Origin of the sequence: Streptococcus sp. 2020WUSS084 (assembly GCF_044427445.1) — a bacterium.
Classification (GTDB): Bacteria; Bacillota; Bacilli; order Lactobacillales; family Streptococcaceae; genus Streptococcus; species Streptococcus suis.
This window is the reverse complement of record NZ_JAOTGC010000014.1, coordinates 1-23,045: the sequence shown is the minus strand read 5'-3', so window position 1 is coordinate 23,045 and position 23,045 is coordinate 1. Positions and strand designations below refer to the sequence as shown.

The window sequence follows — 23,045 nt, the reverse complement described above, 5'->3', positions numbered from 1 at the left end:
TAAAACAATTCGTTCAAAATGTCAATTGACACCATAAAAACAGACCACGTTTGTAGTCTGTTTGTGTATTTATTGATTTGCTTACGGATACAAGCGGTGCAACATACGTGGGAACGGAATGGCTTCACGGATGTGTTTTGTACCCGCGACGAAGGTCACCATACGCTCGATACCGATACCGAATCCACCGTGTGGCACTGAACCGTACTTGCGAAGGTCAAGGTAAAATTCGTATTCTGACTTGTCCATGCCCAGCTCATCCATTTTAGCCACCAAGGCATCGTAGTTGTCCTCACGCATAGAACCACCGATGATTTCACCGTAGCCTTCTGGCGCCAAAAGGTCTGCACAAAGCACGCGCTCTGGATTGCCAGGAACTGGTTTCATGTAGAAGGCCTTGAAGCTTGCTGGATAGTTGACCACGAATGTTGGTACACCAAAGTAGTTTGAAATCCAAGTTTCATGTGGCGAACCAAAGTCATCACCATGCTCGATGTGCTCGTAGTCTGTATCTTCATCAGCCTCATGCTCTTGCAGAAGGGTAATGGCATCATCATAAGCCACACGTTTGAATGGTTCTGCAATGTAGCGTTTGAGAGCATCCACATCACGCTCAAGAGTTTCCAAGGCTTGTGGAGCACGGTCGATAACACCTTGGATCAAAGCTTTGACATAGGCTTCTTGCAAATCAAGTGACTCTTCATGGCTGAGGAATGAATACTCGGCATCCATCATCCAGAACTCTGTCAAGTGACGACGAGTTTTTGATTTTTCCGCACGGAAAACAGGTCCGAAGTCAAAAACACGACCAAGTGCCATAGCACCAGCTTCAAGATAAAGCTGACCTGATTGGCTGAGATAGGCAGGTTGACCAAAGTAGTCTGTTTCAAACAATTCTGTCGAATCTTCTGCCGCATTTCCAGACAAGATTGGGCTATCAAACTTAATAAAACCATTCTTTTCAAAGAATTCATAGGTCGCATAGATAATCGCGTTACGGATTTGCTGGATAGCAACCTGCTTACGCGAACGCAACCAGAGATGGCGGTTGTCCATAAGGAAGTCTGTTCCGTGTTCTTTTGGTGTGATTGGGTAATCTTGTGACTCACCAATGACTTCAAGGTCTGTCACATCCAACTCATAGCCAAACTTAGAACGCTCGTCTTCCTTGACAATACCTGTCACATAAACAGAGGTTTCTTGGCTAAGACGTTTGGCAACTTCAAATTTTTCCGTACCAGCTTCTTCACCGAATTTCTCGATAAAGTTTGGCTTGAAAGCAACTGCTTGGAAGAAAGCTGTTCCGTCACGCAACTGTAGGAAAGCTAACTTGCCCTTGCCTGACTTGTTGGCAACCCAGGCACCAATGGTCACTTCTTGACCAACATAATCTTTCACTTGGTTAATGGTAATCAATTTTCTAGACATTATTTTTCCTCTTTTTATTTTTTCATAAATGTGTGTAGTCGGGCCACTGCTTCTTTGAGCGTGTCCATATCTGTCGCATAGCTGAGGCGGATATTTTCAGGAGCTCCAAAACCAGCACCTGTCACCATTGCAACTCCCGCTTCTTCCAAAATGGCTGTGGTAAATTCAGTCACATCTGTATAGCCCTTCATTTCCATAGCCTTTTTGACATTTGGGAAGAGATAGAAGGCACCTTCTGGCTTGATAACTTCAAAACCAGGCACTTCTGCCAGCAAGGGATAAATGGTATTAAGCCGCTCTTCAAAAGCCTGACGCATGGTTTCTACCGTATCTTGCGGACCAGTAAAGGCCTCAATGGCCGCATACTGAGCAACGGTGGATAGATTAGAAGTCGTTTGACCGACAATCTTACTCATTGCCGCAATAATCTCAGGATTGCCAACCGCAAATCCAACCCGCCAACCTGTCATGGCATAGGCCTTGGCCACCCCATTGACAACAATAGTCTGCTGACGAATGCTTTCTGAAATGCTTGAAATTGGTGTAAAGGTATTTCCATTATAGACCAAACGACCGTAAATATCGTCTGCCAAGATGAGAATATCGTGCTCTACAGCCCAGTTTCCAATAGCTTCCAATTCCTCACGACTGTAAATCATGCCAGTCGGATTAGAAGGAGTATTGAGTAGGAATACCTTGGTCTTGTCTGTCCGAGCCGCTTCCAGCTGGTCAACCGTTACCTTGAAATTGTGTTCTTCCCTTGCAGTGACAAAGACAGGCACCCCATCATTCATCTTGATTTGATCTGCATAAGAAACCCAGTAAGGTGTCGGAATAATCACCTCATCACCAGGATTGATGACCGCCGCAAAGAAGGCATAAAGAACAAACTTAGCACCTGTCGCAAGAACGACTTGATTGCGTTCGATAGAGTAGCCATAGAAATTCTCAAAGTAGGTATTGACCGCGTCCTTCAACTCAGGAAGCCCTGAAGCTACCGTATAAAAACTCGCCTTACCATCTTCAATAGACTTAATAGCAGCTTCTTGAATATTTTTCGGTGTGACGAAGTCTGGCTCACCCAAGGTCAGCTCTAAAATATCACGTCCTTCCGCCTTCAAGGCTTTTGCACGCGCACCTGCTGCCAGAGTTACACTTTCTTCCATCTCTAAGACTCGTCTTGATAACTTGCTCATAATCCCTCCCGTTTGATAAAGTTCCCTGTTTCAAATTCAACTAAATAGTAGGCAGTACCTGACTTGACTTCCCAAATAGGTTTGCCATCCCTTAAACCTAGAATAGTTCGCTCTACTTGGCTTGCACCGTTTTTCTTGGCAATAGCTTGCGCTTCTTCTTGCGAAATTCCCTGAGCTAAAGGATAGACATATACTGTGCTAGAAGCCTCTGGAATCAAAACTGCAACCTCTTCTCCCTGACTGGTGACACCAAATACACAAAAATAGGTTTCAGTACCATTGTAGATAGAAAAATCATTGACAGTTTGCAAATCAGCATATTCTGTAGCTACTGCAACTGCATGACTACGCGCATTGTTGAAAGGGGCAGCAGCAATATCCCAAATAGTAAAAATTGAAAAAGTCACAACACTGAGAAGGATAAAAGAGCCCAACACTAACTGACCAGTCTTGGAAGCCATCCACTCCAACAGTTGAAAAATCTTTTTTTCCATAGTAGTCCCATTATACTACAAATTAAAGCATATTTCCATTCTTTCCGTGATTGTAAATAAAATTTCCTTTTCCTTCGCACAAAGAAAAGGATATAAGAACCTACATTCACAGTTTTGCACTTCCATCTAAGACTATTTTTCAAATGCTCATTGCTCGTTTTTTCCAGTACAGTTAGTATTACCTCAAAAAACGAACTTGATTAACGAAAAACTATCTTTTCTATAAAAGCACTTTACCTATGAATATAGAATCTAACTTTTTTTGCTTGATAACCGAACTATTTATTGCTAAAATATTCTCATGAGAACTGTTGAACAATCTTTAAACGAGAACAAGCATGCACTTCACAGTCTAGTCGTCTTTCGCAGAGCAGCTAATACTATCACAAAATCAGAATTAGAAACAATCAAAAAATACGGACTGACAGTTTGTCAGTTTGGAGTGATGGAGGCACTCTACAACAAAGGAAATCTGCGAATTCAAGACTTAATTGATAAATTATTAAGTACATCTGGCAACATGACTGTCGTTATAAAAAACATGATTCGAGATGGTTATATCTACAAGACTATCGATACCAATGACCGTCGTGCTTCCTTGATTGCTCTCACTCCACTTGGACGCGAAACCATTGAAAAAATCCTTCCAGAGCATTATGATCACGTTGGAGAGATTTTTTCTATCCTTAGTTCAGAAGAACAAGACCAATTAGCCGAAATACTTAAAAAATTCAAGAACCAGCAGACCTAGGATTGCCAACAAAAGACAAATACGATATACTAAATTTATGTTTTTATGAAAAGGAGGCCATCATGGCAAACGTATTGTTTTTAGTTGGTTCACTACGTGACGGTTCTTTTAACCATCAAATGGCCAAAAAAGCTGAAGCGTTCTTGGCTGATAAGGCTCAAGTATCTTACATTGATCTTGCAAAAATTCCCCTATTCAACCAAGACATCGAGACACCTATCCTTCCTGAAATCGCAGAGCTACGTGCACAAGTAGACGCTGCGGATGCTATCTGGATTTTCTCACCAGTATATAACTATGCAATCCCAGGAATCGTAAAAAATGCTCTCGATTGGCTCAGTCGTTCGCTCGATTTATCCAATCCAAAAGGACCATCTATCCTACAAGATAAAATCACAACTGTCTCTGCCGTCGCTAACAGTGGTCACGACCACCTATTCAAAGACTTTCAACACCTTCTTCCATTTATCCGTACTCAGATTGCTGGTGAATTTACAGGTTCAACCATCAATCCAGAAGCATGGGGAACAGGTGTATTGGAGTTATCTGACGAAACTCTAACAAAACTCGAACAACAAGCAGCTGACCTGTTGGCAGCAATTCAATAACCAAAAAAACCAGAATTTCTGGTTTTTTTGATTAACATTTTGAGAGCATTCCGACTTCTGCCAAGAATCAATTACTGCTTTGATGACTTCTCAAAATTATTCCCCAACTTCACTTCTCACACACTGCAAGGCAGCTCCGATGACTTGGTGCATATCGTAGTAACGATAATGACCAAGACGCCCACCGAATATGACATTCTCTTGTTGTTCTGCGAGGCGTTTATAAGCAGTATAGAGTTTGTTGTTACGATCATTGTTCACTGGATAATACGGCTCATCACCTCGTTTCCAGGTCTTCGAATACTCACGTGTAATAATGGTTTTCGGTTGTGTACCAAATTCGAAATGTTTGTGTTCGATGATGCGAGTAAATGGTGTTTCACTATCTGTGTAGTTCACAACTGCATTCCCTTGATAGTTTTCCATATCCAACACTTCTGTCTCAAATCGAAGGCTACGATATTCCAATTCACCAAGTTGGTAATCAAAGAACTCATCAATCATTCCTGTAAAGACAATCTTTGGATAGGTAGCTAAATAGTCTTCCTTATTGGCAAAGAAATCAACATTTGTCTCAACATCAATATTCTCATGTTCCAACATTTTTTCAACAATCTGCGTGTAACCGCCGATTGGAATACCTTGGTAGCTATCGTTGAAATAGTTATTATCATAAGTCAAACGCACGGGTAAACGACGGATGATAAAGGCAGGTAACTCCGTACATGGTTTTTCCCATTGTTTCTCGGTATATGACTTGATCAATTTTTCATAGATGTCTGTACCAACTAGTGAGATGGCTTGTTCTTCCAAGTTCTCAGGTGTTTTTCCTCCCAAAACAGCTCGTTGCTCTGCAATCTTGGCTGCTGCTTCAGCAGGGGTCACCACGCCCCACAGTTTATTGAAAGTATTCATGTTGAATGGAAGGTTGTAGATTTCACCCTTGTAATTGGCGACTGGTGTGTTTGTATAGCGATTGAACTCCGCAAACTGATTCACATAATCCCAAATTTCTTTTTCAGAAGTATGAAAAATATGCGCGCCATATTCATGGACTTGAATACCTTCTACTTCTTTTGTATAGATGTTACCTGCAATGTGGTCTCGTTTTTCGATAACCTTTATTTTTTTACCATTTTTAGCTGCCTCATGAGCAAAGACCGCTCCGAACAGACCCGCACCAACAACTAGATAATCGTATTTTTTCATGTTGTTTTTACATTTAACTTTCTAAGGAAGTCAATTCTCCAAATCTTTTACTAGACTATCGTTTATATCATATCTCATTACCAATAAAGAATGAGTTGTGATAATCTCTTCCCTAAAACCTTTCACTTAAAGCTTGCAATATCCAATATTATAACAGACAATACAACCTTCATCAAGTTTATCAATGATAAAGAGGACTAAGATAAAATAATACCCGTGGTGCTAGTTCGTTTCAAAATAGCGTAAGTTATGAGCTAGGATAATTTGTTCAATTCGTAGCTGGAGTCCGGCTATCCCTCTAGCTAATGTATGTTCGACATCAAAGAGACGACACAGTTCAGAAAAAGGGGTTTCAATAGTTCGTCTCATAGCCATCACTTTCCAATCGTTATGTTCTTCGGCCCCTGTCATGTTTTTACGAAATAGCGTCCATAGATGGTAACCTTGTTGTTCTAAGTCCTTCTTGAGTTCACTGCTTAGGTAGCCTAAATCACCTAGGATAACCGATTGCTTACACCCTTCTAATAGTTCATAAACCACCTTGATGTCATGAACAGAGGCTGGCGTGACAACATAGTTCAAAATATAACCAGATAAGGTCACTAGCATATGAACCTTGAAACCGTAGAACCATAGAATGTACTGTCACTTCTCCTACATCCTTACTATAATACCTTGGCGCGATACCAATGAGAGTTGACTTCCCTGCACCATCACTTCCAACAAGGGCGGTAATCTAACCATCATTTAGAGTTAAACTAACATTGTTTAAAACAGATTTTCCACCAAAGGCTTTATTTACATCATTTAATCTTAACATCTTAAATTTCCCTCCTATTGAACCAATAAAGACCCAAGCCAACTAAAGCCAATGATGTTATAAGAAATGTTATCATAAATTATTCAGTCCTTAGCTCTACTCTCATTACAAGAATCCCAATACTACTATGACCTCTGTTCATGCTGCCACGATTTCGCTATTCCTCCCTCTTACAGTCTTTGTTTCTGGAGTCAGACTTAAAACAGTCTCTCCCCAGACCATTTTAATCCGCTACCTCACGATAGTCAGGCTTGGGAGCCGCCATTGGGTTCTACCTTCAGCTTGTGTCCTGTGGGACTTTCATCCCAGATACATAGCATGCCCGTCGTACCTAAAAATCACACTGACTTTTATATCAGTGTGATTAACTTATTATTACTCGCTAAGCGACTGTGTTGCACAAAGTATTAATCTCATATTTTATTACTTAGTAAATCTATCCTCAAATTGATAAAGAACCACTAATGGAACAATTACACCCAGGAAATCAATCCAACTTGATCCATTCATCACATATGAAACTAAGCCAGCTATAATAAATATAAAAGCACATGCTCGATAGATTTTATTTCGGAATTTTTTAAAAGAGATACTGGCTAAAATATAGATTAAAAAAAGAGTTAGAATAACCATTTGAGGTATGATTGTTTCCATTTCAATCTCCTTTCGTTATTTAGGAGGTCGTAAACCGTATGCAATTAGGCCTCCTACTACAGCCCCGCCTGCTGCACATATTAGGTAGGCCTGGGGCCCAGCCAAAATGCACTGTTGCCCAGCTTGATAGGCTCCAGATAGAGCTCCCACAGCGATATCTCCACCTAATCCGCCACCGCTAACTTCCGATAAGTTATTTTTTTGTATTTCCATGAATTTTTCCATTATCACATCCTCATTTCTACTTGAAAATATTATCTGCAATAATTGCGACTGAACCGCCAATTTTCGCACCTGCCCAGGCACATGCTCCAGTTACCACCCATGTAGCTCCTGCTGTCATCATACCACCTGCAGCGCATAAACTAACTCCAATACCAGCTCCATAAACAGCCCCTTGCGCTGCATTTTTCCAATCTGTTGCTCCTCCACTTATTAGTGATAACTCACTTGTTGAAATTTCATACGTTTTTTCAAAAATCACAGTATTCATATCGAACACCTCCTATATATTTATTTCCCTATTCGTCCAGTTGCAACCTTGACATGTTTAGTATATCACCTTAAAAAATAAGTTTCTCTCAAAATCCTCAAATGTATTTTTTTCATCATGAAATGATTTTTTCATCGTTTTTCAATCATTTTAAATTAGAAAACAACCACTCATAATCCATTACTTTTAATTTTAAAATACCATTCAGGATATAATAGATACCATTTAAGATTTTCCGATTTTTTTATCAGTAGTTTCGTAATAATGAATTTATAATTTACTGAAAGGAAACATAGCAATGACATCATATAAACATACTTTTGTACCACAAATAGACGCTAGAGACTGCGGTGTTGCAGCGCTAGCTTCTATTGCCAAATTTTATGGCTCGGATTATTCCCTCGCACATTTACGAGAGTTGGCTAAGACCAATAAAGAAGGAACAACAGCCCTTGGAATTGTTAAAGCTGCCCAAGAAATGGAGTTTGAAACGAGAGCCATTCAAGCTGATATGACCTTATTTGATATGGATGATGTCCCTTATCCTTTTATTGCCCATGTTAATAAAGAGGGAAAACTCCAACATTATTATGTTGTCTATAAGGCTAGAAAAAATTATATCCTTATTGGAGACCCTGACCCGACCGTCAAAGTTACCAAGATGTCCAAAGAGCGCTTTGCGTCTGAGTGGACAGGTGTTGCTATTTTTTTAGCACCCGAACCTAGATATAAGCCCCATAAGGATAAAAAGAATGGCTTGATGAGTTTTCTACCCTTGATTTTCAAACAACGGTCTCTCATCTTTTACATCGTCATAGCAAGCCTGCTTGTTACTTTGATTAATATCGGTGGTTCCTACTATCTACAAGGCATTTTAGATGAATACATCCCAAATCAGATGAAATCAACACTCGGAATTATCTCAATTGGTCTTATCATTACTTATATCCTTCAACAAATGATGAGTTTTTCACGGGATTATCTCTTAACTGTACTCAGTCAGAGATTAAGCATTGATGTGATTTTATCTTATATTCGCCATATCTTTGAGTTACCAATGTCTTTCTTTGCGACAAGGCGTACAGGGGAAGTCATTTCACGCTTCACAGATGCCAATTCCATCATTGACGCACTCGCTTCTACCATTCTCTCACTTTTTCTAGACGTTTCGATTTTAACAATTGTAGGTAGTGTACTACTCGTACAAAATACCAAACTCTTCCTACTATCTTTGATTTCCATTCCCATCTACATTGTCATCATCTTTGCCTTTATGAAGCCGTTTGAAAAGATGAATAACAATGTCATGCAGAGCAACTCTATGGTCAGCTCAGCCATTATCGAAGATATCAATGGTATTGAAACCATTAAATCGCTGACTAGTGAAGAAAGTCGTTATCAGAAAATCGATAGCGAGTTTGTAGATTACCTAGATAAATCCTTTAAACTCAGTAAATACTCTATCCTACAAGGAGCATTAAAACAAGGGGCACAGCTTATACTTAATGTTATTATCCTTTGGTCAGGTGCTCAATTGGTAATGAATGGAGCAATTTCTATCGGACAACTCATAACATTCAACACGCTCCTAGCCTACTTTACCAATCCTTTGGAAAATATCATCAATCTGCAAACTAAGCTACAATCGGCTAAGGTTGCTAATAATCGCCTCAATGAAGTTTATCTGGTTGAGTCCGAATTTCAAAATAGACAAACCTTGACCGATACGCAATTCTTACATGGAGATATAGAATTTGAAGATTTATCCTATCAATATGGTTTTGGTCGTGATACCTTATCCGACATCAATTTGACCATTAAACAAGGTGATAAAGTCAGTCTTGTCGGTATTAGTGGTTCAGGTAAGACAACTTTAGCCAAAATGATTGTTAATTTCTATGACCCCTACAAGGGAAAAATTTCCCTCAATCATCACGATCTTAAAATGATTGATAAGAAAGTCTTACGTCAGCACATCAACTATCTTCCCCAACAAGCCTATATCTTTAGCGGTTCAATCTTAGAAAATCTAACCCTTGGCGCTAATCAGGCTATTAGCCAAGAGGATATCCTGAAAGCATGTGAAATCGCTGAAATTAGAAAAGACATTGAACAAATGCCCATGGGCTATCAAACAGAACTATCTGATGGTGCTGGACTTTCTGGAGGACAAAAACAGCGAATCGCCCTTGCTAGGGCTCTCCTAACAAAAGCACCCGTACTCATTCTAGATGAGGCCACAAGTGGGCTTGATGTACTGACTGAAAAGAAAGTTATCAATAATCTCATGGTCATGAGCGATAAAACTATTATCTTTGTGGCTCATCGTCTCAGTATCTCCGAACGAACTCATCAAGTTATCGTACTTGACCAAGGAACCATTATTGAAACTGGCTCTCATAACGAATTAATGGCCAAACAAGGTTTTTATTATCATCTATTTAGCAAGTAAGGAAATCGATATGAACCCAAATCTTTTTAAAAGTGCTGAATTTTATCAGCGACGTTACCATAATTTTGCCACACTCTTAATTGTCCCTTTGATGTTATTGCTTGGTTTTCTTCTTATCTTCGCATTTTTAGCTAAAAAAGAAGTTACTGTCACCTCTCAAGGTGAGATTACACCTACTAAGGTTATCGCCTCCATTCAATCCACCAGTAATAACCCAATTATTACCAATAATCTCAGCAACAACCAGCTTATCCAGAAAGGTGACCTCATTATTCAATATTCAGAGACCATGGAAAGTTCTCAGAAAAAAGCTTTAGAAACACACTTAGAAACGCTTAACAGGCAAAAAACTGGGATTGCGACACTTATTGATAGCCTGGAGCAAGGAACAAATCTTTTTACAGGAGAGGATGAGTTTGGCTACATCTATACTTTTAACAACTTCATCAAACAGTTCCAAGATCTTGAACTAGGCATTTCAAAAGTCAATACTGAAGTTAGTAATCAAGCAACAATTGCTGGTAATACTGTTGCTGCTATTGATACCCAAATCAATAATCTCAACCAGCAAATCGCCGAGTATGAAGAACTCTACCAAGCTATTATCAATAAGAGCGACAAACTATCTGACGGAAATCCACATCAAGCGACCCTAAATAATTATTTAACTCAAACCCAACAAAATACAGACGCTTCACTAGAAAATCAATACGTCACTCAGATTAATCAAAGTATCACTTCTATTGAATCTTCAATTAATAGCTTAAATATCCAAAAAGCCAGTACAGGAAGTGTCTCTACCTATGATAATAGTTTAGGCACAAAGATAGAAGTATTAAGAACACAGTTCTTACAAAGTGCCTCTCAACAAGAAACTACAATCGACAATCAAATCACTGAACTTACAACTCAATTGGACCAAGCTAATATTCAGTTAAAAAATAATAAAATCTTAGCTTCTGAAACAGGCATTGTGCAATTAAATAACGACTTTGAGGGACATAATCTTATTCCTAGCGGAAGTGATATCGCTCAAATCTACCCAGATATTGCCGATACAAAAAAAGTTCTTATTACCTACTATGTTACCTCAGACTATGTTTCCCTACTAAAGGAAGACCAGCCTGTTCGACTTAGCCTGGAAAAAGTAGGAAATCAAAATCTCACAGTTATTGGAAAGATTCAGTCCATAGATAAAACAGCTACCAAGACGGAGCAAGGAAATCTTTTCAAAATTGAAGCTCTCGCTCAGTTATCAGATAAGGAGAGCAAGCTTGTTCAATATGGGCTTCAAGGACGTGTCACAACCGTCATTGCAAAGAAAACTTACTTTGACTACTATAAAGATAAGATTTTAAATAACTTCTAAACCAACATTTCATGATGGAAAATGTACCGTTTAGGATTTTATAAAAAAAGCAAATCAAACCTGCTATATAATATAATTATAAAATATAAGGAGATTCCAAAATGGACAACAAACAAATGATATCTAACTACTCTACACTCTCAGAAACTGATTTAGAAACAGTTAACGGAGGAAGCGACTTCTTGATACGTGTGGTAGACAAAATACTTGGTAAACACGTAAGAAAATCAATTCCGTCAGAAATTGTTTCAACTAAATATTAGCTATAAAAAATAAGAAAGTTTAACAAATATCGATTCCCATATTTATCCATATTAGTCAGAAAAAAGTTTACACTTTCCACAAATATAATATTAATTTACACTTCTAAATTTACTTAAACCGCCTGCTCCCCAGTGATTAATTTTAATTACTGGAGAGCAGACGGTTTTTATATTTCCATCTCTAAAATCTGTTTGAAAACGTAATTAGAACTTAAAGTCTGTAAAGAGACCTCTGGATAGGCTCTCAAAATCTCGTTAACATTTGACAGGCCGATTCCTCTCTCCTCACCTTTAGAGGATACTCCTCGTTGAAACAATTTACTAACATCCACCTGCTTCTCTTTGGTAGAATTTTGAACAATAAAAACTTGCTTATTTTTTGTAGGATTTTCAAAAAAACATACCACTATTCCAGATTCTGTATCTGCCTCTGCTGCTGCCTCTACTGCATTGTCTAACAATATGGAAATGACTGTTAAAAAATCGATTTTTTCCATATTTTTCAATGTAATCGGCTTCTCAATTTCTAAAGAAACTGGGACAGATAAACTTTGAGCTTCCGATAATTTTGAAATCAAAAGACTTTTCAGTGGCAAATCGAGAATATTTCTTAATCTGGCAACATCGAATTTCTTACCCCTTAAGTTCTTACCTGAATCTTTCAAGACATTCTGATAGATTTCAGAAACGATATTCATATCTTGAGAATCAATACCAATTTTCAAACTGGTCAAAATGTTGACATAATCGTGCCTAAAACCTCTAACATCTTGATACAGTCGCTCAATTTGTTGGCTATAATTAGTTATATTTTGAAGCTGTATCTCCTTTTGTAATATCATTTTTTCCTGCAACTCTTGCTTTAGATTACGGTCTAAAATATTGACAAAACAAATAAATAGAATAAAGTAAAGTGCTGTTATCATTTCCTTGTAGTGAGACAAATCAATACTTGAAATTCGTTCTGTGGTAGCAATAAAAGGAATAATCATGTAGTAAAAAAACATACTCGCATTTGCAAGATACAATGTCGCCCTATCCTTAACATTTAATTGCTTTTTTCTCAAGTGACTAAAATCATACTTAAACAATCTAAATAATAACAGAACCAAAAGACCAGCTATAATTGAAATTACAAAAACCATATTTCTATCCCCCTTATTCAAGGAAGGAATATTAGAGGTAATAAAATAATTAATAAATGAATGTTCTATATCCCAAAAGGCTATTGGAAACCAACTGTAAAATATCAAAAATACCCAACGCATTTTACCTTTAGTAATGTAAAAAGTATGTAAAAGGAAATAAGTTGGGTAAATCAATATAGGAATAATTAAATCATCTCCAAGATAATCTGAAATAAAGGTCAGTAACGCTGAGTACAGAAAAAAGGAAAGCGTATAAAGCGAAAGATTCTTTACAGTCACTTTGTACTCATATACTTTAGCATGCATAGTAATCAGAATAGCAATAAAAGCAAAAGTAAGAGCTAACAAAATAATATCACTCATCTAACCCTCCTTATGTATGAAGGTTTTCGACTGCTTCTTTGAGTGCAGTAATCTTTAACCTTGATACCATACATGTCGAACCATTTTTTAGGTAAACCAATCGTTCGTCTCGATTGATGGATGATATATTATAGGGATTTACAACATACGAGCGATGACATTGAAATAATCTTGGTTCTTGTTTAACTATTTCAGATAACTCACCATAAAATTCAATCCTTTCTCTAGTAGAATAAAGAACCAGCTTATGGGCAATGTATGATGTTTCAATATAAAGTAAATCAGCAAATGGAATCTGAACCTGAGTCTTAGCGTTTTTAAAAATAAATGAATCTTCAGCTAAAGTTTGCCCCTGTTGATTTTGAACATAGTCAATTGATTGTTCAATGCGCTCAATGAACTGTTTTTCCGATAATTCTTTATCAATAAAGTCTAGAGCAGAAACATGATACTGGAAAGAAACTGGCATAAACTCTGAGTGAGTTGTCACAAACACAATTTCAGCATGAGGATCTTTTCGCCTAATCTCTAGAGCTAAATCTAAACCTTTTTTCTTGTCATCCTTGATTTCAATATCCAGAAAGAAAAGTTGATGTCCTCCTCTTTCAGTAATATCTTCTAAAAGTTGACCTGGTTTTCCATAAACTTCAAAATGTTTGACACCAATTTGTTTATCAGATACTATTTGACGAACAATATTTTCCATTCGAGTTTGTTGAAAAAAATCATCTTCAAGTATAAAGATATTCATCTCTTTTCTCCTTAATTATTTTTCCATTCTGCTAGTAACATGGGAAAATATCTTCTTGAACAACTAATATCAGGAATGCGACTGTCCATAAACATAATCGTTCTAGTTGCATAATCAAATCCAGTAATTTTAGATTGATTAACCAAATATTTACGATGACATCTTTTTAATTTCCCTGCACTTTCATCCTCTATCTGTGTCAATGACATGTTTGCTTCAAACTCGCCTCTTAATGTGACAAAAACTACTGTATGAGGCTTAAATGAGTGTGTTGTAACATAATAGATTTTACTAATCGGCAATTTTACCACTGACCGATTCTTAGATAAAATAAAATTTTGCATTTTTGTCCTCCTTCTTTATTTATATCTTAATATAAATATAAAAATTTAGACGATAAAAATCTCAAATGGTATTTATAATATCCTGAACGGAACCTTAATATCACTTTAAGACACAATAGAGACTTTTTAGGAATTTTTAAAATTATATTTTAAAAATTTTGGTACGATTATAGTACACAAATAGGAGGAAAAATGGTAATCATTCAAATTTTACATCGGTCATTGTTGGGATATGTTTTGTCTATCTATATAAAATACTACTTAAAAAAGTATTTATTTAAAATCAAAATTGTTAGCGGTAAACACTTGAAGTATAAATACAGAGTTCATACTTATTTTATCATAAAATCATCCTTTTTAAAATCTGAACAAGTTGATGAACTTTTAAAAGAAATTCGCATGCGTTATGTTCAATCTCACATTATTCTTATTGGTAGTCATATTAATTACGAAGAAATTTACAAAAATCATTATCGTGTATTTGGTGTCATTGACACAACGACTAATCAATCATTCAAATTCATTCGAGACCAAATTCATTTTTACTTAGATGAACTTTATGGTCCAAAACATTTGTAGAAATTCCACTTATTATTTTAACAAACGATTCCAGTCTCCTAACTTTGTATTCATATTCATCTATCAGGTCTGTTAAAGATTGCTGTGATTGGGAAATCTCTTTCTCAACTCCCTCCAGTTTTATAGCTGCAGTCAAGTTCATCTTGGCATAGTCATATCCGGTCAAACGACGGTTCTCTATCTCCTTGTTGTCTAGATTTAGTAGAACTTCTGCAACTTTGCTGTGATGAGCTATATTGTCCTACAACTCTGTAATGCTCAAATCTAATTGAGCAATATCCTTAACAATCTCATCTTTAACCTCTTGATAAGACTTATTCTCCGTATCCAACTCAATAAGGAGATTTATCTCTTCAATCTTTTTCCTAAGTGTATCAATGGTTGGTCGTCTTCTTTTAGGGATAGTCTTGCTATCATTGGTTAACTGATGAATGAGCTCACGCCCTCTCATATAGCGATTGAGTTCGGACGTCTCCTTGTTGTAAATGAAGAATTGTGCAGTCTCACGGATAAAGACATGGTAAGATTTACCACTCTCTGTCTCTTTAATATCTAAATGACGGTTTGGAATAAAAACAAAGCCGTCTTTTTTAACACCATAATTCATCCTGATAAAGAGACCATCTGTGACTAATTTATCAATCTGATGGTCAGCTGAAACAACCTCAAACTCCTGAACCTGGTCTTGTTTCTCCTTAAATGCTTGATAGGCTTCTTGCAAGTCTTCATATGCTAGGTTATCCTTATCTTCTTCCTCACAACCCTATCAAAGTCAGAAATAAGTTGAGATTGGTCAATAGCAGGAACTTCTCCACGTTTCTCAAAGTAACTCTCGAAAAATTGAACATCGTAGAGGTTTTTGGAACTAAGTTTTTGATTATTGACTGTAATGCTATGGCCATTTTCTGTCAGAGTAAAAGCCACATGCTTTTGTTTCAGAGAAATAGTGAGATTGAGTTCTTGTACAAATTCCAAAAGCTGGGAAAGGTCACGAACTCTGGATAAGAGAAAATCTAAACGTTGTTCAATCGCTCGCTTGGCAAATTGCTCTCGAAAGTATTCCTCAATATAGGGTTGACGCTTATCCAACTGCTTGCCTCGGATAACCTGCTTCATAGGTATATCCGTCATCAAAAATCGTGCATACTTTCTTGAAAAATCAATCTGGACATTCAAGGCTTCTGCTTTGGATAAAAAGTCATCAAAGTTCTTACTATTCTCCATCAGAAAATAAAGCCGCTGCTTCAACTCAAATTTGTGGTTACTCTTGCGATAGGTCACAAACTTCTCATGAGAATAGCGGTTCGGTGTGATAATTTGGACACCTGCTTCTTTGGCAAGCTGATCAGAAATCAAACGTAAATTTCTCTCCTGGGCAAAATCCCATTTGAGTTTCTTCTGAGAATTAAGATCAACAGAATTGATGAGGATATGATTATGCAAATGAGGTTTGTCTGTGTGGGTCGTCACAATAAAGCGAAAGTTTCCTCCAGTCAACTCCTTTATCGTCTCATAACCAATACGATTCCTATTAAAATCATTGACATTGAATACTTACCAAAAAATTCCAACATCTATTCACTTTTTGATTTACTATTCATGTGTTAGTTTTTATCGAATTGTTAGCTTAGCAAGCTAAGAATATCCTACTTGCAACACTCTTTTATTTTAGTCGAATATTTAGTCAAAAGATTCTTTGAATAAATTTTTTCATTTTTTGAATTTCGGACTTCTTTCCAAAGAATAGAAGCTACTTTTAATTTGTTTGAGTAGTTGCAACTATTTTCGTCTGCACAGAAATCCTTCAAAAATTGATTCCATTGACAAACCGAATTGTCATACTTAGCATAATTTGATTTTCCATAATAAACTTTTAGCATATCTTGAATTGTAAAACTCAAATCCTTTTCTCTTTTTACTTTCCTCCAAGCTGTTGCCATATCAGCAGTAAATTTAAATGGTGAGATACCTGTTAAAACAGAGAAATATTCTCTGAACTTTGCATTAAAGGAAAAACCACATTCAAGTAATGGCATATCTAAGGTAATAGCTTCTACCTGTTTCTTTTCATTTATTGTTGTTGACTTTTTAATGAAATTACCCTTAAAGTATTGCTCAATAATATAATTGAATTCCTGTTTTGTACCTCTATATTCCAATCCTAATGACTTGCATATCTGTGAAAGTTCTTCACGATACCAATAATATTTATTAAACTCGTCAAACGATGTAATTTTGACAAACTCAGGTCTACTTTCTATCAATATTTTATCTCCTCAAAACCAATTTACTTTTTCATCTCTAAACAATGGTGTTTCACTCTCTTTGTAAGGATTGTAGTTATTACAATTACAACCAAACTCTTTCAATACTTTTATCTTATTATCGGATGTCCAAACAAGCAAAGTGATACCGTCAAATTCTTTAATTTTCCCCTCATTCACTTTATTTTTAAAGTGCCATTCTTTTTGGGAGTTCAAAGGTCCTGGGGACCTTTGAAGTAGCTTGCTCAAAAACAGGAGAGCAAGCTGGACAATCTAATTGCGTTTTTTTAATAATCCCACAACTTCTATATGATGCGTATTTGGAAATAAATCAGTCGGCTGTACCTTCGTCAATTTGTACCCCAATTCCTCATAAAGTTTAATATCACGCGCCATGGTTGCCACATTACAAGAGATATAGACGATTTTCTCTGGTTTTACAGAAGTACTTGCTTTGATAAAACTTTCTGTCAAACCTTTTCGTGGTGGGTCGACAAAAATCACAGTTGGTTTGACTCCATCTGCCACCCATTTTTGCATAGCGGATTCTGCACTATCACAGACATAGGTAACATTGTCAATGCCATTTCGAGCAGCATTCTTCTGACTATCAAGGACAGCCTTTTCAACGACTTCTACACCGTAAACATGCTTAACTTGTTTTGCAAAGGAGAGGCCAATTGTCCCAATACCTGAATAGGCATCAATCACGACATCATCTGCTGACAATTCTGCAAAGTCAATGGCGGTCTGATAGAGTTTTTCAGCCATTTCTGTGTTGACTTGATAGAAAGACGGTGCAGAAATTTCAAATTCATTGCCCAACATGGTATCTGTAATAGTTTCACTGCCATGCAAAAGACGGAATTCTTGACCGAATATAGCATTGGTATTCTGGTCATTAATATTCTGAACGATAGAAATAAGATTTGGAAATTGGCTTGTCAAACGCTCAACAAGGGTTTCAACACGGAAAATCTTCGGACGAGTCGTAACTAAAACTAGCATCAACTGACCTGAATAATGACCACGGCGAACAACAATATTTCTCACAAGTCCTGTCTGTTCTTTCTCATCGTAAGGCTTCAAGTCTAATTTTCTCAACAGGTCACGTGTCGCTAGAACCAAGGTATCAATTTCCTTATGTTGAATGTAAAAATCCTCAATCGGAACTAAATCATGTGAATTTTTTCGGAAGAATCCTGTTTCTAACTGCCCATTCACACGACGAACAGGAACAGTTGCCTTATTGCGATATGCAAGAGGATTGTCCATTCCCAAAGTATCTGCTACTGCTATTTCTGGCAGACCTGCAATCTTACGTAGATTATTCTCAACTTGTTTTTTCTTAAAAGCTAGTTGGGCTGGATAAGTGAGATGCCCCAAGTCAGCAATACCTGTTCTTAGATAGGTCAAATCCAAGTCCTGATTACGGTCTGGTGAGAAGCTCTGCCATTGCTCCACCTTACCAAAACCAATATTTTTCTTAAGTTTTAAGATGCGCATGGAAATTTTCTCACCTGGAAGAGCATTGTCTACAAAGAAGACAAAACCATCAATTTTTGCCACACCCTGCCCCTCGTGTGTCAAATCTACAACTTCTACTTCGACAATATCGTTTTTCTTTAACATAATTCTACTTTCTATTTTTGGACCACTAAAAAAGTGACCGAAGTCACTTCTAGTATACCATATTTCTTAACGCAAGCCTAACTCAGCCAAGCGCTGCTGGTATTTTTCAAAATCAACACGAAGAGCCATACCACCATACATATCATAGTCGTCAATCCAGTCTCCATTTTCTGGGATTGTAACACGTTCGATACCATTTGCCGCATCCAATAGAAGGCCTGGTCCCTGTAGCCACATAAAGCTTTGTGGCACTGTTGTTGGAGTCATCGCCACAACCTTACCTATAGCTTCGGAGCCAGAGAATAGTTTCATTGGATTTTTAGCCTGTGTCATAACAGCAGATAACACTTCCTGTTGACGTCTCGTACGACCAAAATCACCCTCATCATCCGAACGATAGCGCGCGTAGTTAAGCAAGGTCTTACCATCCATCTGCTGTACACCGACCTGAATCGTTTGATAAGCAGGAGCATTTTCTTCCAGCTGTAAATCATTCGGCACTTCTACTGAGCTAACGACTTCACCATTAATAGTTGAAAACTGTGCATCAATCGTTACGCCCTCAGGGAAAAGTGTATCAATCGTCGTCGCAAAGGTTGCAAAATCCACCATCGCATAGTACTTAACATCGATGTCAAAATTATTCTTCAACGCCTTCCGAACTTCTTCAGCCCCTTGCTGATTATCCTGTTCTCCCAAAGTATAGGCAGTATTGAGTTTATATTCATATCCCTCAATATCCACCAAGGTATCCCGCATAAAGCTAACAAGTTTGACTTTGTTATCCGTGTTATTCACATTTAAAACCATGATGGTATCCGTTCGAGTTTCACCTGAGCTTTCGCCAACACGACCGTCTGTTCCCAAAATTAAAACATTTGTCCCATTCGATGTATCTACGCCGTTGAAGACCTCAGCTACTGGCTTCTCACTCACGCTATTCATACCTTTGAAAAAACTATAGCCCATCGCTACAATCACTAGCGCTATAGCAAGCAATACGAAACTAATAAAGCGCTTGAAACCACCCTTTTTACGAGCTTTTTTAGGTTTAGGTACTTTCGCTTTGGGCTCGATACGAGGAGACTGAAACCGTTGAGGTTTGGTTTGTCTTGCTTTTCTGGATCTACTTTCAGGATAGCGAGGCAACAGTTCCTCTTGCTCATCATCCTCTTCAAAATAATCTTCCTCGAAGTCATCTTCGTAAGCCGTTGGTGTGAAGCTACGTAGAGATTGCCTTGGACTTCCATGCCGTTCTCTCAGCTCTTTTTTATATAATAGATAATCCAACTCACGACTTTCTTTGTCATTTAAGTAGTGGATATTTTTTTGCAAATAATCTAACCTCAATTGTTCATGATGGGTTAGGATATTATTGTTTTTATTCATCTGTCTTCATCCTAGCTGGTCATATAGACCAGGTAATTCCCTAGTACTTTATAGGTTATGTCTAAACTAGTCAATTCTTTTTGAGAATAGGCTAATAATTCCTCAGACTGATTATCAAGATCCAGTATGAAAAAATACTCACCCAAAGCCGTTTTCAGGGGTCGGCTTTCTATTTTTGTTAAGCTGATTCCTCTCCATGAGAAAACAGACATGGCCTTATACAAGGCTCCTGGCAGGTTATCTGGCAATGTCAGTGCAAGACTGACTTTTTTAGCTACTTGTTCCAGTGCAATAGACGGAGCCTTATCCCCCAAAATCCAAAAGCGTGTAAAATTCTCGCTAATTTCCTGGATGTCTTGCGCAATTACCTCCAGTCCATATTCAACTGCTGCCGCTTGCGGAGCAATTGCCGCGAATGGTTGTTCAGGGTGTTCTGCCACAAAGCGAGCAGCATAGGCTGTACTAGCTGTTATTTCAATACGAGCCTGAGGAAAATGTTCCTGAATATATTTCTTCCCCTGAGCAATTGCCTGCGGATGAGAATAGATAACCTCTACAGCCTTATCGGCACTTGTGGCTAACAGTTGTTGGGCAATCGGTTGAACAATCTCTGCAACCGCATGAATCTCCGCCTGATGAAAGAGATAGTCAATCGTTTCATGAACACTACCTTCAATCGAGTTCTCTACTGGAATAACGGAATAGGTAACTTCCTCCGTTTCGTAGGCCTTGATAACCTCTGTAATCGTTTCAAAAGCCTGCAAATCCGCAGTCGGAAAGGCCTGCTGGGCCACTTGATGTGTAAAAGAACCACGAGGTCCTAGATAGGCTACTTGCATAAAATTTTCCTTGCTACTTGTTCTGGATTCAGTTTATCTGTATCGATTACAGTATCGGCTAAACCTTGATAAAGTGCCATTCGTTCACGATAGAGGGCTTCAAACTCTTCCTTACTACACTGTAAAAAGAGAGGTCTTTGCGACTGTCTATCCTTACGAATTCTCTGATAGGAAACTTCAAAGGAGGCAGTAAGAAGTACATTGTCCTCCCTATTTGCCAGCAGCAATTCCCTGTTTACTTCAGATTTAATCACACCACCACCAGTTGACACGATACAATTACTAGGTAAGTCCAGCAATTCTTTCAACACCTCTGTCTCCAGTTGTCTAAACGAAGCCTCTCCTTCAAGACTGAAATAGTCAGCAATAGGCATACCAATCCGTTCTTCAATGATATGGTCCATATCGTAAACGGGGAGATTTAACAAATGTGCTGTTGTTGTTTTTCCAACTCCCATAAATCCAAGTAAAACGATTGGCATACGTTCTCCTAATCCATCAAACTATTTAAGTGTTCAAAGAAGGCAGGATAGCTAGTATTGATAGCTTCTGCTCTTTCCAATACAACTTCTCCATCTTTGGCCAACAAGGCGGCAATGGCAGTCATCATACCGATACGGTGGTCACCAAATGTATTGATTTCAGCACCATGTAAAGCAGTTGGTCCGTGAATAATCATACCATCTTCTGTTGGTTCAATAGTTGCTCCCATACTATTTAGAGCATCTGCAACAACCTGAATACGATCCGTTTCCTTGACCTTAAGTTCCTCAGCATCTCGAATCACTGTCGTGCCATTTGCTTGAGTCGCTAAAAGTGCAATAATCGGCAATTCATCAATCAATCGTGGAATGAGGTCGCCAGCAATTTCTGTCCCTTGCAAGTCAGAAGTTTCCACCGTAATGGTCGCAGATTTTGCAATCTCATCAATATCTGAAAGCGTCATCTGACCACCCATGGCCTTGATAACATCTAAAATCCCAGTACGCGTTTCATTGATACCAACATTCTCCAAAACAATCTTGGAATTTGGCACCACCAAACCAGCTACTAACCAAAAGGCCGCACTTGAAATATCGCCCGGAACCGTAATCTCCTGACCTGTAAATTCCTGACCACCTTGGATACGAATTTCCTTGCCATTAACCGTCAACTCACCGCCAAACTGGACAATCATATCTTCCGTGTGATTGCGGGTCAATTCTTTTTCAATGATGACACTTTCACCTTCGGCTTGTAAGGCTGCAAATAGCAGAGCAGACTTGACTTGGGCAGAGGCTACAGGGAGTTGGTAGCGAATTGGTTTTAAATTCTTATTCCCTTTGATGGTCAACGGAGGTAGGTCGCGTTCAGTTTGTCCAGAAATCTCTACTCCCATTTGACTGAGTGGAATAGTTACTCGGTCCATAGGACGTTTGGATAAGGAATCATCACCAAACATAGTCGCTTCAAAATCTTGACCTGCTAAAACGCCTGAAATCAAACGAATCGAGGTTCCAGAATTTCCCATATCCAAATCATTTTTGGGTGCTTGAAGACCATCAAAGCCAACACCGTGTACTTCAACAATATCACCATTGTCTTCAATTTTTACACCCAAATCACGAAAGACCTGCATGGTTGACAAGACATCTTCTCCACGCAAAATATCGTGGACACGGGTAACACCTTTTGCAAGGGAACCAAAAATAATAGAGCGATGACTAATTGATTTATCTCCTGGGACACGAATCGTTCCCTGTAGTTTTTCTACGCTTCTTCTTAATTTCATATCCTTACCTCAAACTAGTATCACTTCTATTTTATCATATTTATAAAATATTTTCTGATTTTTATGACAATTACTTGTGAAAAATCAATCTCCATTACATTTGAAAGTTCTATAATGAAGTTAGCCACCTTACCTTAGTCAAGAATTAGATGTTTCACTATGTTTGAGTAAGTTGATGATTTCATTTGATAACAGGCTTGAAGCTGTTAGGCTAGGTGGCCAAGGCTA

At 37.9% G+C, this 23,045-nt stretch carries 22 protein-coding genes and 3 pseudogenes; 6 read left to right on the top strand and 19 right to left on the bottom strand.

What is annotated here, in order from left to right; all coding sequences use genetic code 11:
* Positions 1 to 81: 81 nt before the first annotated feature.
* Genes asnS through ODU50_RS08135 form a run of 3 tightly spaced genes read right to left on the bottom strand, consistent with a single transcriptional unit; the run spans position 82 to position 3,118 of the window.
* Positions 82 to 1,428, bottom strand: a complete 1,347-nt coding sequence (gene asnS, locus ODU50_RS08145; protein WP_105153407.1) for an asparagine--tRNA ligase — start codon at positions 1,426 to 1,428, stop codon at positions 82 to 84.
* A 14-nt stretch (positions 1,429 to 1,442) separates the two neighbouring features.
* The gene (locus ODU50_RS08140; protein WP_105153406.1) at positions 1,443 to 2,624 is read right to left on the bottom strand and encodes a pyridoxal phosphate-dependent aminotransferase; all 1,182 of its coding nucleotides are present in this window, start codon (positions 2,622 to 2,624) and stop codon (positions 1,443 to 1,445) included.
* Positions 2,621 to 3,118, bottom strand: coding sequence for a DUF5590 domain-containing protein (locus ODU50_RS08135; RefSeq protein WP_014638200.1), 498 nt, complete (start codon positions 3,116 to 3,118; stop codon positions 2,621 to 2,623). The genes ODU50_RS08140 and ODU50_RS08135 overlap by 4 nt, the downstream gene beginning before the upstream one ends.
* Before the next feature lie 301 nt (positions 3,119 to 3,419).
* Between ODU50_RS08135 and ODU50_RS08130 the strand changes: the two genes are divergently transcribed.
* Both ODU50_RS08130 and ODU50_RS08125 read left to right on the top strand, forming a co-directional pair.
* Positions 3,420 to 3,869 (top strand): MarR family winged helix-turn-helix transcriptional regulator, encoded by a 450-nt coding sequence (locus ODU50_RS08130; protein ID WP_105153405.1) that lies wholly within the window; start codon positions 3,420 to 3,422, stop codon positions 3,867 to 3,869.
* Positions 3,870 to 3,931: 62 nt separating this feature from the next.
* Positions 3,932 to 4,477 (top strand): NADPH-dependent FMN reductase, encoded by a 546-nt coding sequence (locus ODU50_RS08125; RefSeq protein WP_002941732.1) that lies wholly within the window; start codon positions 3,932 to 3,934, stop codon positions 4,475 to 4,477.
* A 96-nt stretch (positions 4,478 to 4,573) separates the two neighbouring features.
* Here ODU50_RS08125 and glf read toward each other — a convergent pair whose 3' ends face one another.
* The 5 genes and pseudogenes from glf to ODU50_RS08100 form a co-directional block, all read right to left on the bottom strand.
* Positions 4,574 to 5,686, bottom strand: coding sequence for a UDP-galactopyranose mutase (gene glf, locus ODU50_RS08120; protein ID WP_105153404.1), 1,113 nt, complete (start codon positions 5,684 to 5,686; stop codon positions 4,574 to 4,576).
* A gap of 222 nt (positions 5,687 to 5,908) precedes the next feature.
* Positions 5,909 to 6,322 (bottom strand): annotated as a pseudogene (locus ODU50_RS08115) (IS982 family transposase); the annotation flags it as partial.
* 607 nt (positions 6,323 to 6,929) lie between these two features.
* Positions 6,930 to 7,160: a hypothetical protein gene (locus ODU50_RS08110; protein WP_014638205.1), complete on the bottom strand. Its 231-nt coding sequence runs from the start codon at positions 7,158 to 7,160 to the stop codon at positions 6,930 to 6,932.
* 15 nt (positions 7,161 to 7,175) lie between these two features.
* Positions 7,176 to 7,373 carry a bacteriocin gene (locus tag ODU50_RS08105; protein WP_228477855.1) on the bottom strand — a complete coding sequence of 66 codons (198 nt, stop codon included), beginning with the start codon at positions 7,371 to 7,373 and terminating at the stop codon, positions 7,176 to 7,178.
* 28 nt (positions 7,374 to 7,401) lie between these two features.
* The gene (locus ODU50_RS08100) at positions 7,402 to 7,653 is read right to left on the bottom strand and encodes a bacteriocin (protein ID WP_014638207.1); all 252 of its coding nucleotides are present in this window, start codon (positions 7,651 to 7,653) and stop codon (positions 7,402 to 7,404) included.
* A 298-nt stretch (positions 7,654 to 7,951) separates the two neighbouring features.
* Here ODU50_RS08100 and ODU50_RS08095 point away from each other — a divergent pair, with 298 nt between their 5' ends.
* From ODU50_RS08095 to ODU50_RS08085, 3 genes are all read left to right on the top strand, one after another.
* A complete protein-coding gene (locus ODU50_RS08095) occupies positions 7,952 to 10,105 on the top strand; it encodes a peptide cleavage/export ABC transporter (protein WP_105105955.1) in 2,154 nt (717 codons plus the stop codon).
* 10 nt (positions 10,106 to 10,115) lie between these two features.
* Entirely contained in the window at positions 10,116 to 11,474 is a 1,359-nt protein-coding gene (locus tag ODU50_RS08090; RefSeq protein WP_044759748.1) for a bacteriocin secretion accessory protein, read from the top strand.
* A gap of 101 nt (positions 11,475 to 11,575) precedes the next feature.
* A complete protein-coding gene (locus ODU50_RS08085; protein ID WP_014638210.1) occupies positions 11,576 to 11,737 on the top strand; it encodes a ComC/BlpC family leader-containing pheromone/bacteriocin in 162 nt (53 codons plus the stop codon).
* A 167-nt stretch (positions 11,738 to 11,904) separates the two neighbouring features.
* On the opposite strand, the gene ODU50_RS08080 is transcribed toward ODU50_RS08085, so the two are convergent.
* Genes ODU50_RS08080 through ODU50_RS08070 form a run of 3 tightly spaced genes read right to left on the bottom strand, consistent with a single transcriptional unit; the run spans position 11,905 to position 14,343 of the window.
* Positions 11,905 to 13,248: a GHKL domain-containing protein gene (locus tag ODU50_RS08080; RefSeq protein WP_105105954.1), complete on the bottom strand. Its 1,344-nt coding sequence runs from the start codon at positions 13,246 to 13,248 to the stop codon at positions 11,905 to 11,907.
* Positions 13,249 to 13,258: 10 nt separating this feature from the next.
* A complete protein-coding gene (locus ODU50_RS08075; protein ID WP_014638212.1) occupies positions 13,259 to 13,999 on the bottom strand; it encodes a response regulator transcription factor in 741 nt (246 codons plus the stop codon).
* An 11-nt stretch (positions 14,000 to 14,010) separates the two neighbouring features.
* Positions 14,011 to 14,343 (bottom strand): LytTR family DNA-binding domain-containing protein, encoded by a 333-nt coding sequence (locus ODU50_RS08070; protein ID WP_014638213.1) that lies wholly within the window; start codon positions 14,341 to 14,343, stop codon positions 14,011 to 14,013.
* A gap of 192 nt (positions 14,344 to 14,535) precedes the next feature.
* On the opposite strand from ODU50_RS08070, the gene ODU50_RS08065 reads away from it, so the two are divergent.
* Positions 14,536 to 14,922, top strand: coding sequence for a hypothetical protein (locus ODU50_RS08065; protein WP_014638214.1), 387 nt, complete (start codon positions 14,536 to 14,538; stop codon positions 14,920 to 14,922).
* Here ODU50_RS08065 and ODU50_RS08060 read toward each other — a convergent pair.
* From ODU50_RS08060 to aroA, 8 genes and pseudogenes are all read right to left on the bottom strand, one after another.
* Positions 14,864 to 16,449: pseudogene (locus ODU50_RS08060) on the bottom strand (SAG1250 family conjugative relaxase); the annotation flags it as partial. The gene ODU50_RS08065 and the pseudogene ODU50_RS08060 overlap by 59 nt on opposite strands.
* A 119-nt stretch (positions 16,450 to 16,568) precedes the next feature.
* Positions 16,569 to 17,186 (bottom strand): SAP domain-containing protein, encoded by a 618-nt coding sequence (locus tag ODU50_RS08055; protein ID WP_014638217.1) that lies wholly within the window; start codon positions 17,184 to 17,186, stop codon positions 16,569 to 16,571.
* A 12-nt stretch (positions 17,187 to 17,198) separates the two neighbouring features.
* A pseudogene (locus ODU50_RS08050) lies at positions 17,199 to 17,387 on the bottom strand (hypothetical protein); the annotation flags it as partial.
* 72 nt (positions 17,388 to 17,459) lie between these two features.
* Positions 17,460 to 18,818, bottom strand: a complete 1,359-nt coding sequence (gene rlmD / locus ODU50_RS08045; RefSeq protein ID WP_105153403.1) for a 23S rRNA (uracil(1939)-C(5))-methyltransferase RlmD — start codon at positions 18,816 to 18,818, stop codon at positions 17,460 to 17,462.
* Positions 18,819 to 18,884: 66 nt separating this feature from the next.
* Positions 18,885 to 20,207 carry an LCP family protein gene (locus ODU50_RS08040; protein ID WP_105153402.1) on the bottom strand — a complete coding sequence of 441 codons (1,323 nt, stop codon included), beginning with the start codon at positions 20,205 to 20,207 and terminating at the stop codon, positions 18,885 to 18,887.
* Positions 20,208 to 20,218: 11 nt separating this feature from the next.
* Complete coding sequence (gene pheA / locus ODU50_RS08035) at positions 20,219 to 21,046, bottom strand: prephenate dehydratase (protein WP_029180463.1); 828 nt, start codon at positions 21,044 to 21,046, stop codon at positions 20,219 to 20,221.
* The gene (locus ODU50_RS08030) at positions 21,037 to 21,528 is read right to left on the bottom strand and encodes a shikimate kinase (RefSeq protein ID WP_024393608.1); all 492 of its coding nucleotides are present in this window, start codon (positions 21,526 to 21,528) and stop codon (positions 21,037 to 21,039) included. Before ODU50_RS08030 ends, pheA begins: the two co-directional genes overlap by 10 nt.
* 8 nt (positions 21,529 to 21,536) lie before the next feature.
* Complete coding sequence (gene aroA / locus ODU50_RS08025) at positions 21,537 to 22,817, bottom strand: 3-phosphoshikimate 1-carboxyvinyltransferase (RefSeq protein WP_105153401.1); 1,281 nt, start codon at positions 22,815 to 22,817, stop codon at positions 21,537 to 21,539.
* Positions 22,818 to 23,045 lie beyond the last annotated feature (228 nt).

What these genes read in the sequence shown, in the direction of transcription:
- asnS (WP_105153407.1), bottom strand. Translation starts at nt 1,428, where the DNA reads ATGTCTAGAAAATTGATTACCATTAACCAAGTGAAAGATTATGTTGGT.
- ODU50_RS08140 (WP_105153406.1), bottom strand. Translation starts at nt 2,624, where the DNA reads ATGAGCAAGTTATCAAGACGAGTCTTAGAGATGGAAGAAAGTGTAACT.
- ODU50_RS08135 (WP_014638200.1), bottom strand. Translation starts at nt 3,118, where the DNA reads ATGGAAAAAAAGATTTTTCAACTGTTGGAGTGGATGGCTTCCAAGACT.
- ODU50_RS08130 (WP_105153405.1), top strand. Translation starts at nt 3,420, where the DNA reads ATGAGAACTGTTGAACAATCTTTAAACGAGAACAAGCATGCACTTCAC.
- ODU50_RS08125 (WP_002941732.1), top strand. Translation starts at nt 3,932, where the DNA reads ATGGCAAACGTATTGTTTTTAGTTGGTTCACTACGTGACGGTTCTTTT.
- glf (WP_105153404.1), bottom strand. Translation starts at nt 5,686, where the DNA reads ATGAAAAAATACGATTATCTAGTTGTTGGTGCGGGTCTGTTCGGAGCG.
- ODU50_RS08110 (WP_014638205.1), bottom strand. Translation starts at nt 7,160, where the DNA reads ATGGAAACAATCATACCTCAAATGGTTATTCTAACTCTTTTTTTAATC.
- ODU50_RS08105 (WP_228477855.1), bottom strand. Translation starts at nt 7,373, where the DNA reads ATGGAAATACAAAAAAATAACTTATCGGAAGTTAGCGGTGGCGGATTA.
- ODU50_RS08100 (WP_014638207.1), bottom strand. Translation starts at nt 7,653, where the DNA reads ATGAATACTGTGATTTTTGAAAAAACGTATGAAATTTCAACAAGTGAG.
- ODU50_RS08095 (WP_105105955.1), top strand. Translation starts at nt 7,952, where the DNA reads ATGACATCATATAAACATACTTTTGTACCACAAATAGACGCTAGAGAC.
- ODU50_RS08090 (WP_044759748.1), top strand. Translation starts at nt 10,116, where the DNA reads ATGAACCCAAATCTTTTTAAAAGTGCTGAATTTTATCAGCGACGTTAC.
- ODU50_RS08085 (WP_014638210.1), top strand. Translation starts at nt 11,576, where the DNA reads ATGGACAACAAACAAATGATATCTAACTACTCTACACTCTCAGAAACT.
- ODU50_RS08080 (WP_105105954.1), bottom strand. Translation starts at nt 13,248, where the DNA reads ATGAGTGATATTATTTTGTTAGCTCTTACTTTTGCTTTTATTGCTATT.
- ODU50_RS08075 (WP_014638212.1), bottom strand. Translation starts at nt 13,999, where the DNA reads ATGAATATCTTTATACTTGAAGATGATTTTTTTCAACAAACTCGAATG.
- ODU50_RS08070 (WP_014638213.1), bottom strand. Translation starts at nt 14,343, where the DNA reads ATGCAAAATTTTATTTTATCTAAGAATCGGTCAGTGGTAAAATTGCCG.
- ODU50_RS08065 (WP_014638214.1), top strand. Translation starts at nt 14,536, where the DNA reads ATGGTAATCATTCAAATTTTACATCGGTCATTGTTGGGATATGTTTTG.
- rlmD (WP_105153403.1), bottom strand. Translation starts at nt 18,818, where the DNA reads ATGTTAAAGAAAAACGATATTGTCGAAGTAGAAGTTGTAGATTTGACA.
- ODU50_RS08040 (WP_105153402.1), bottom strand. Translation starts at nt 20,207, where the DNA reads ATGAATAAAAACAATAATATCCTAACCCATCATGAACAATTGAGGTTA.
- pheA (WP_029180463.1), bottom strand. Translation starts at nt 21,046, where the DNA reads ATGCAAGTAGCCTATCTAGGACCTCGTGGTTCTTTTACACATCAAGTG.
- ODU50_RS08030 (WP_024393608.1), bottom strand. Translation starts at nt 21,528, where the DNA reads ATGCCAATCGTTTTACTTGGATTTATGGGAGTTGGAAAAACAACAACA.
- aroA (WP_105153401.1), bottom strand. Translation starts at nt 22,817, where the DNA reads ATGAAATTAAGAAGAAGCGTAGAAAAACTACAGGGAACGATTCGTGTC.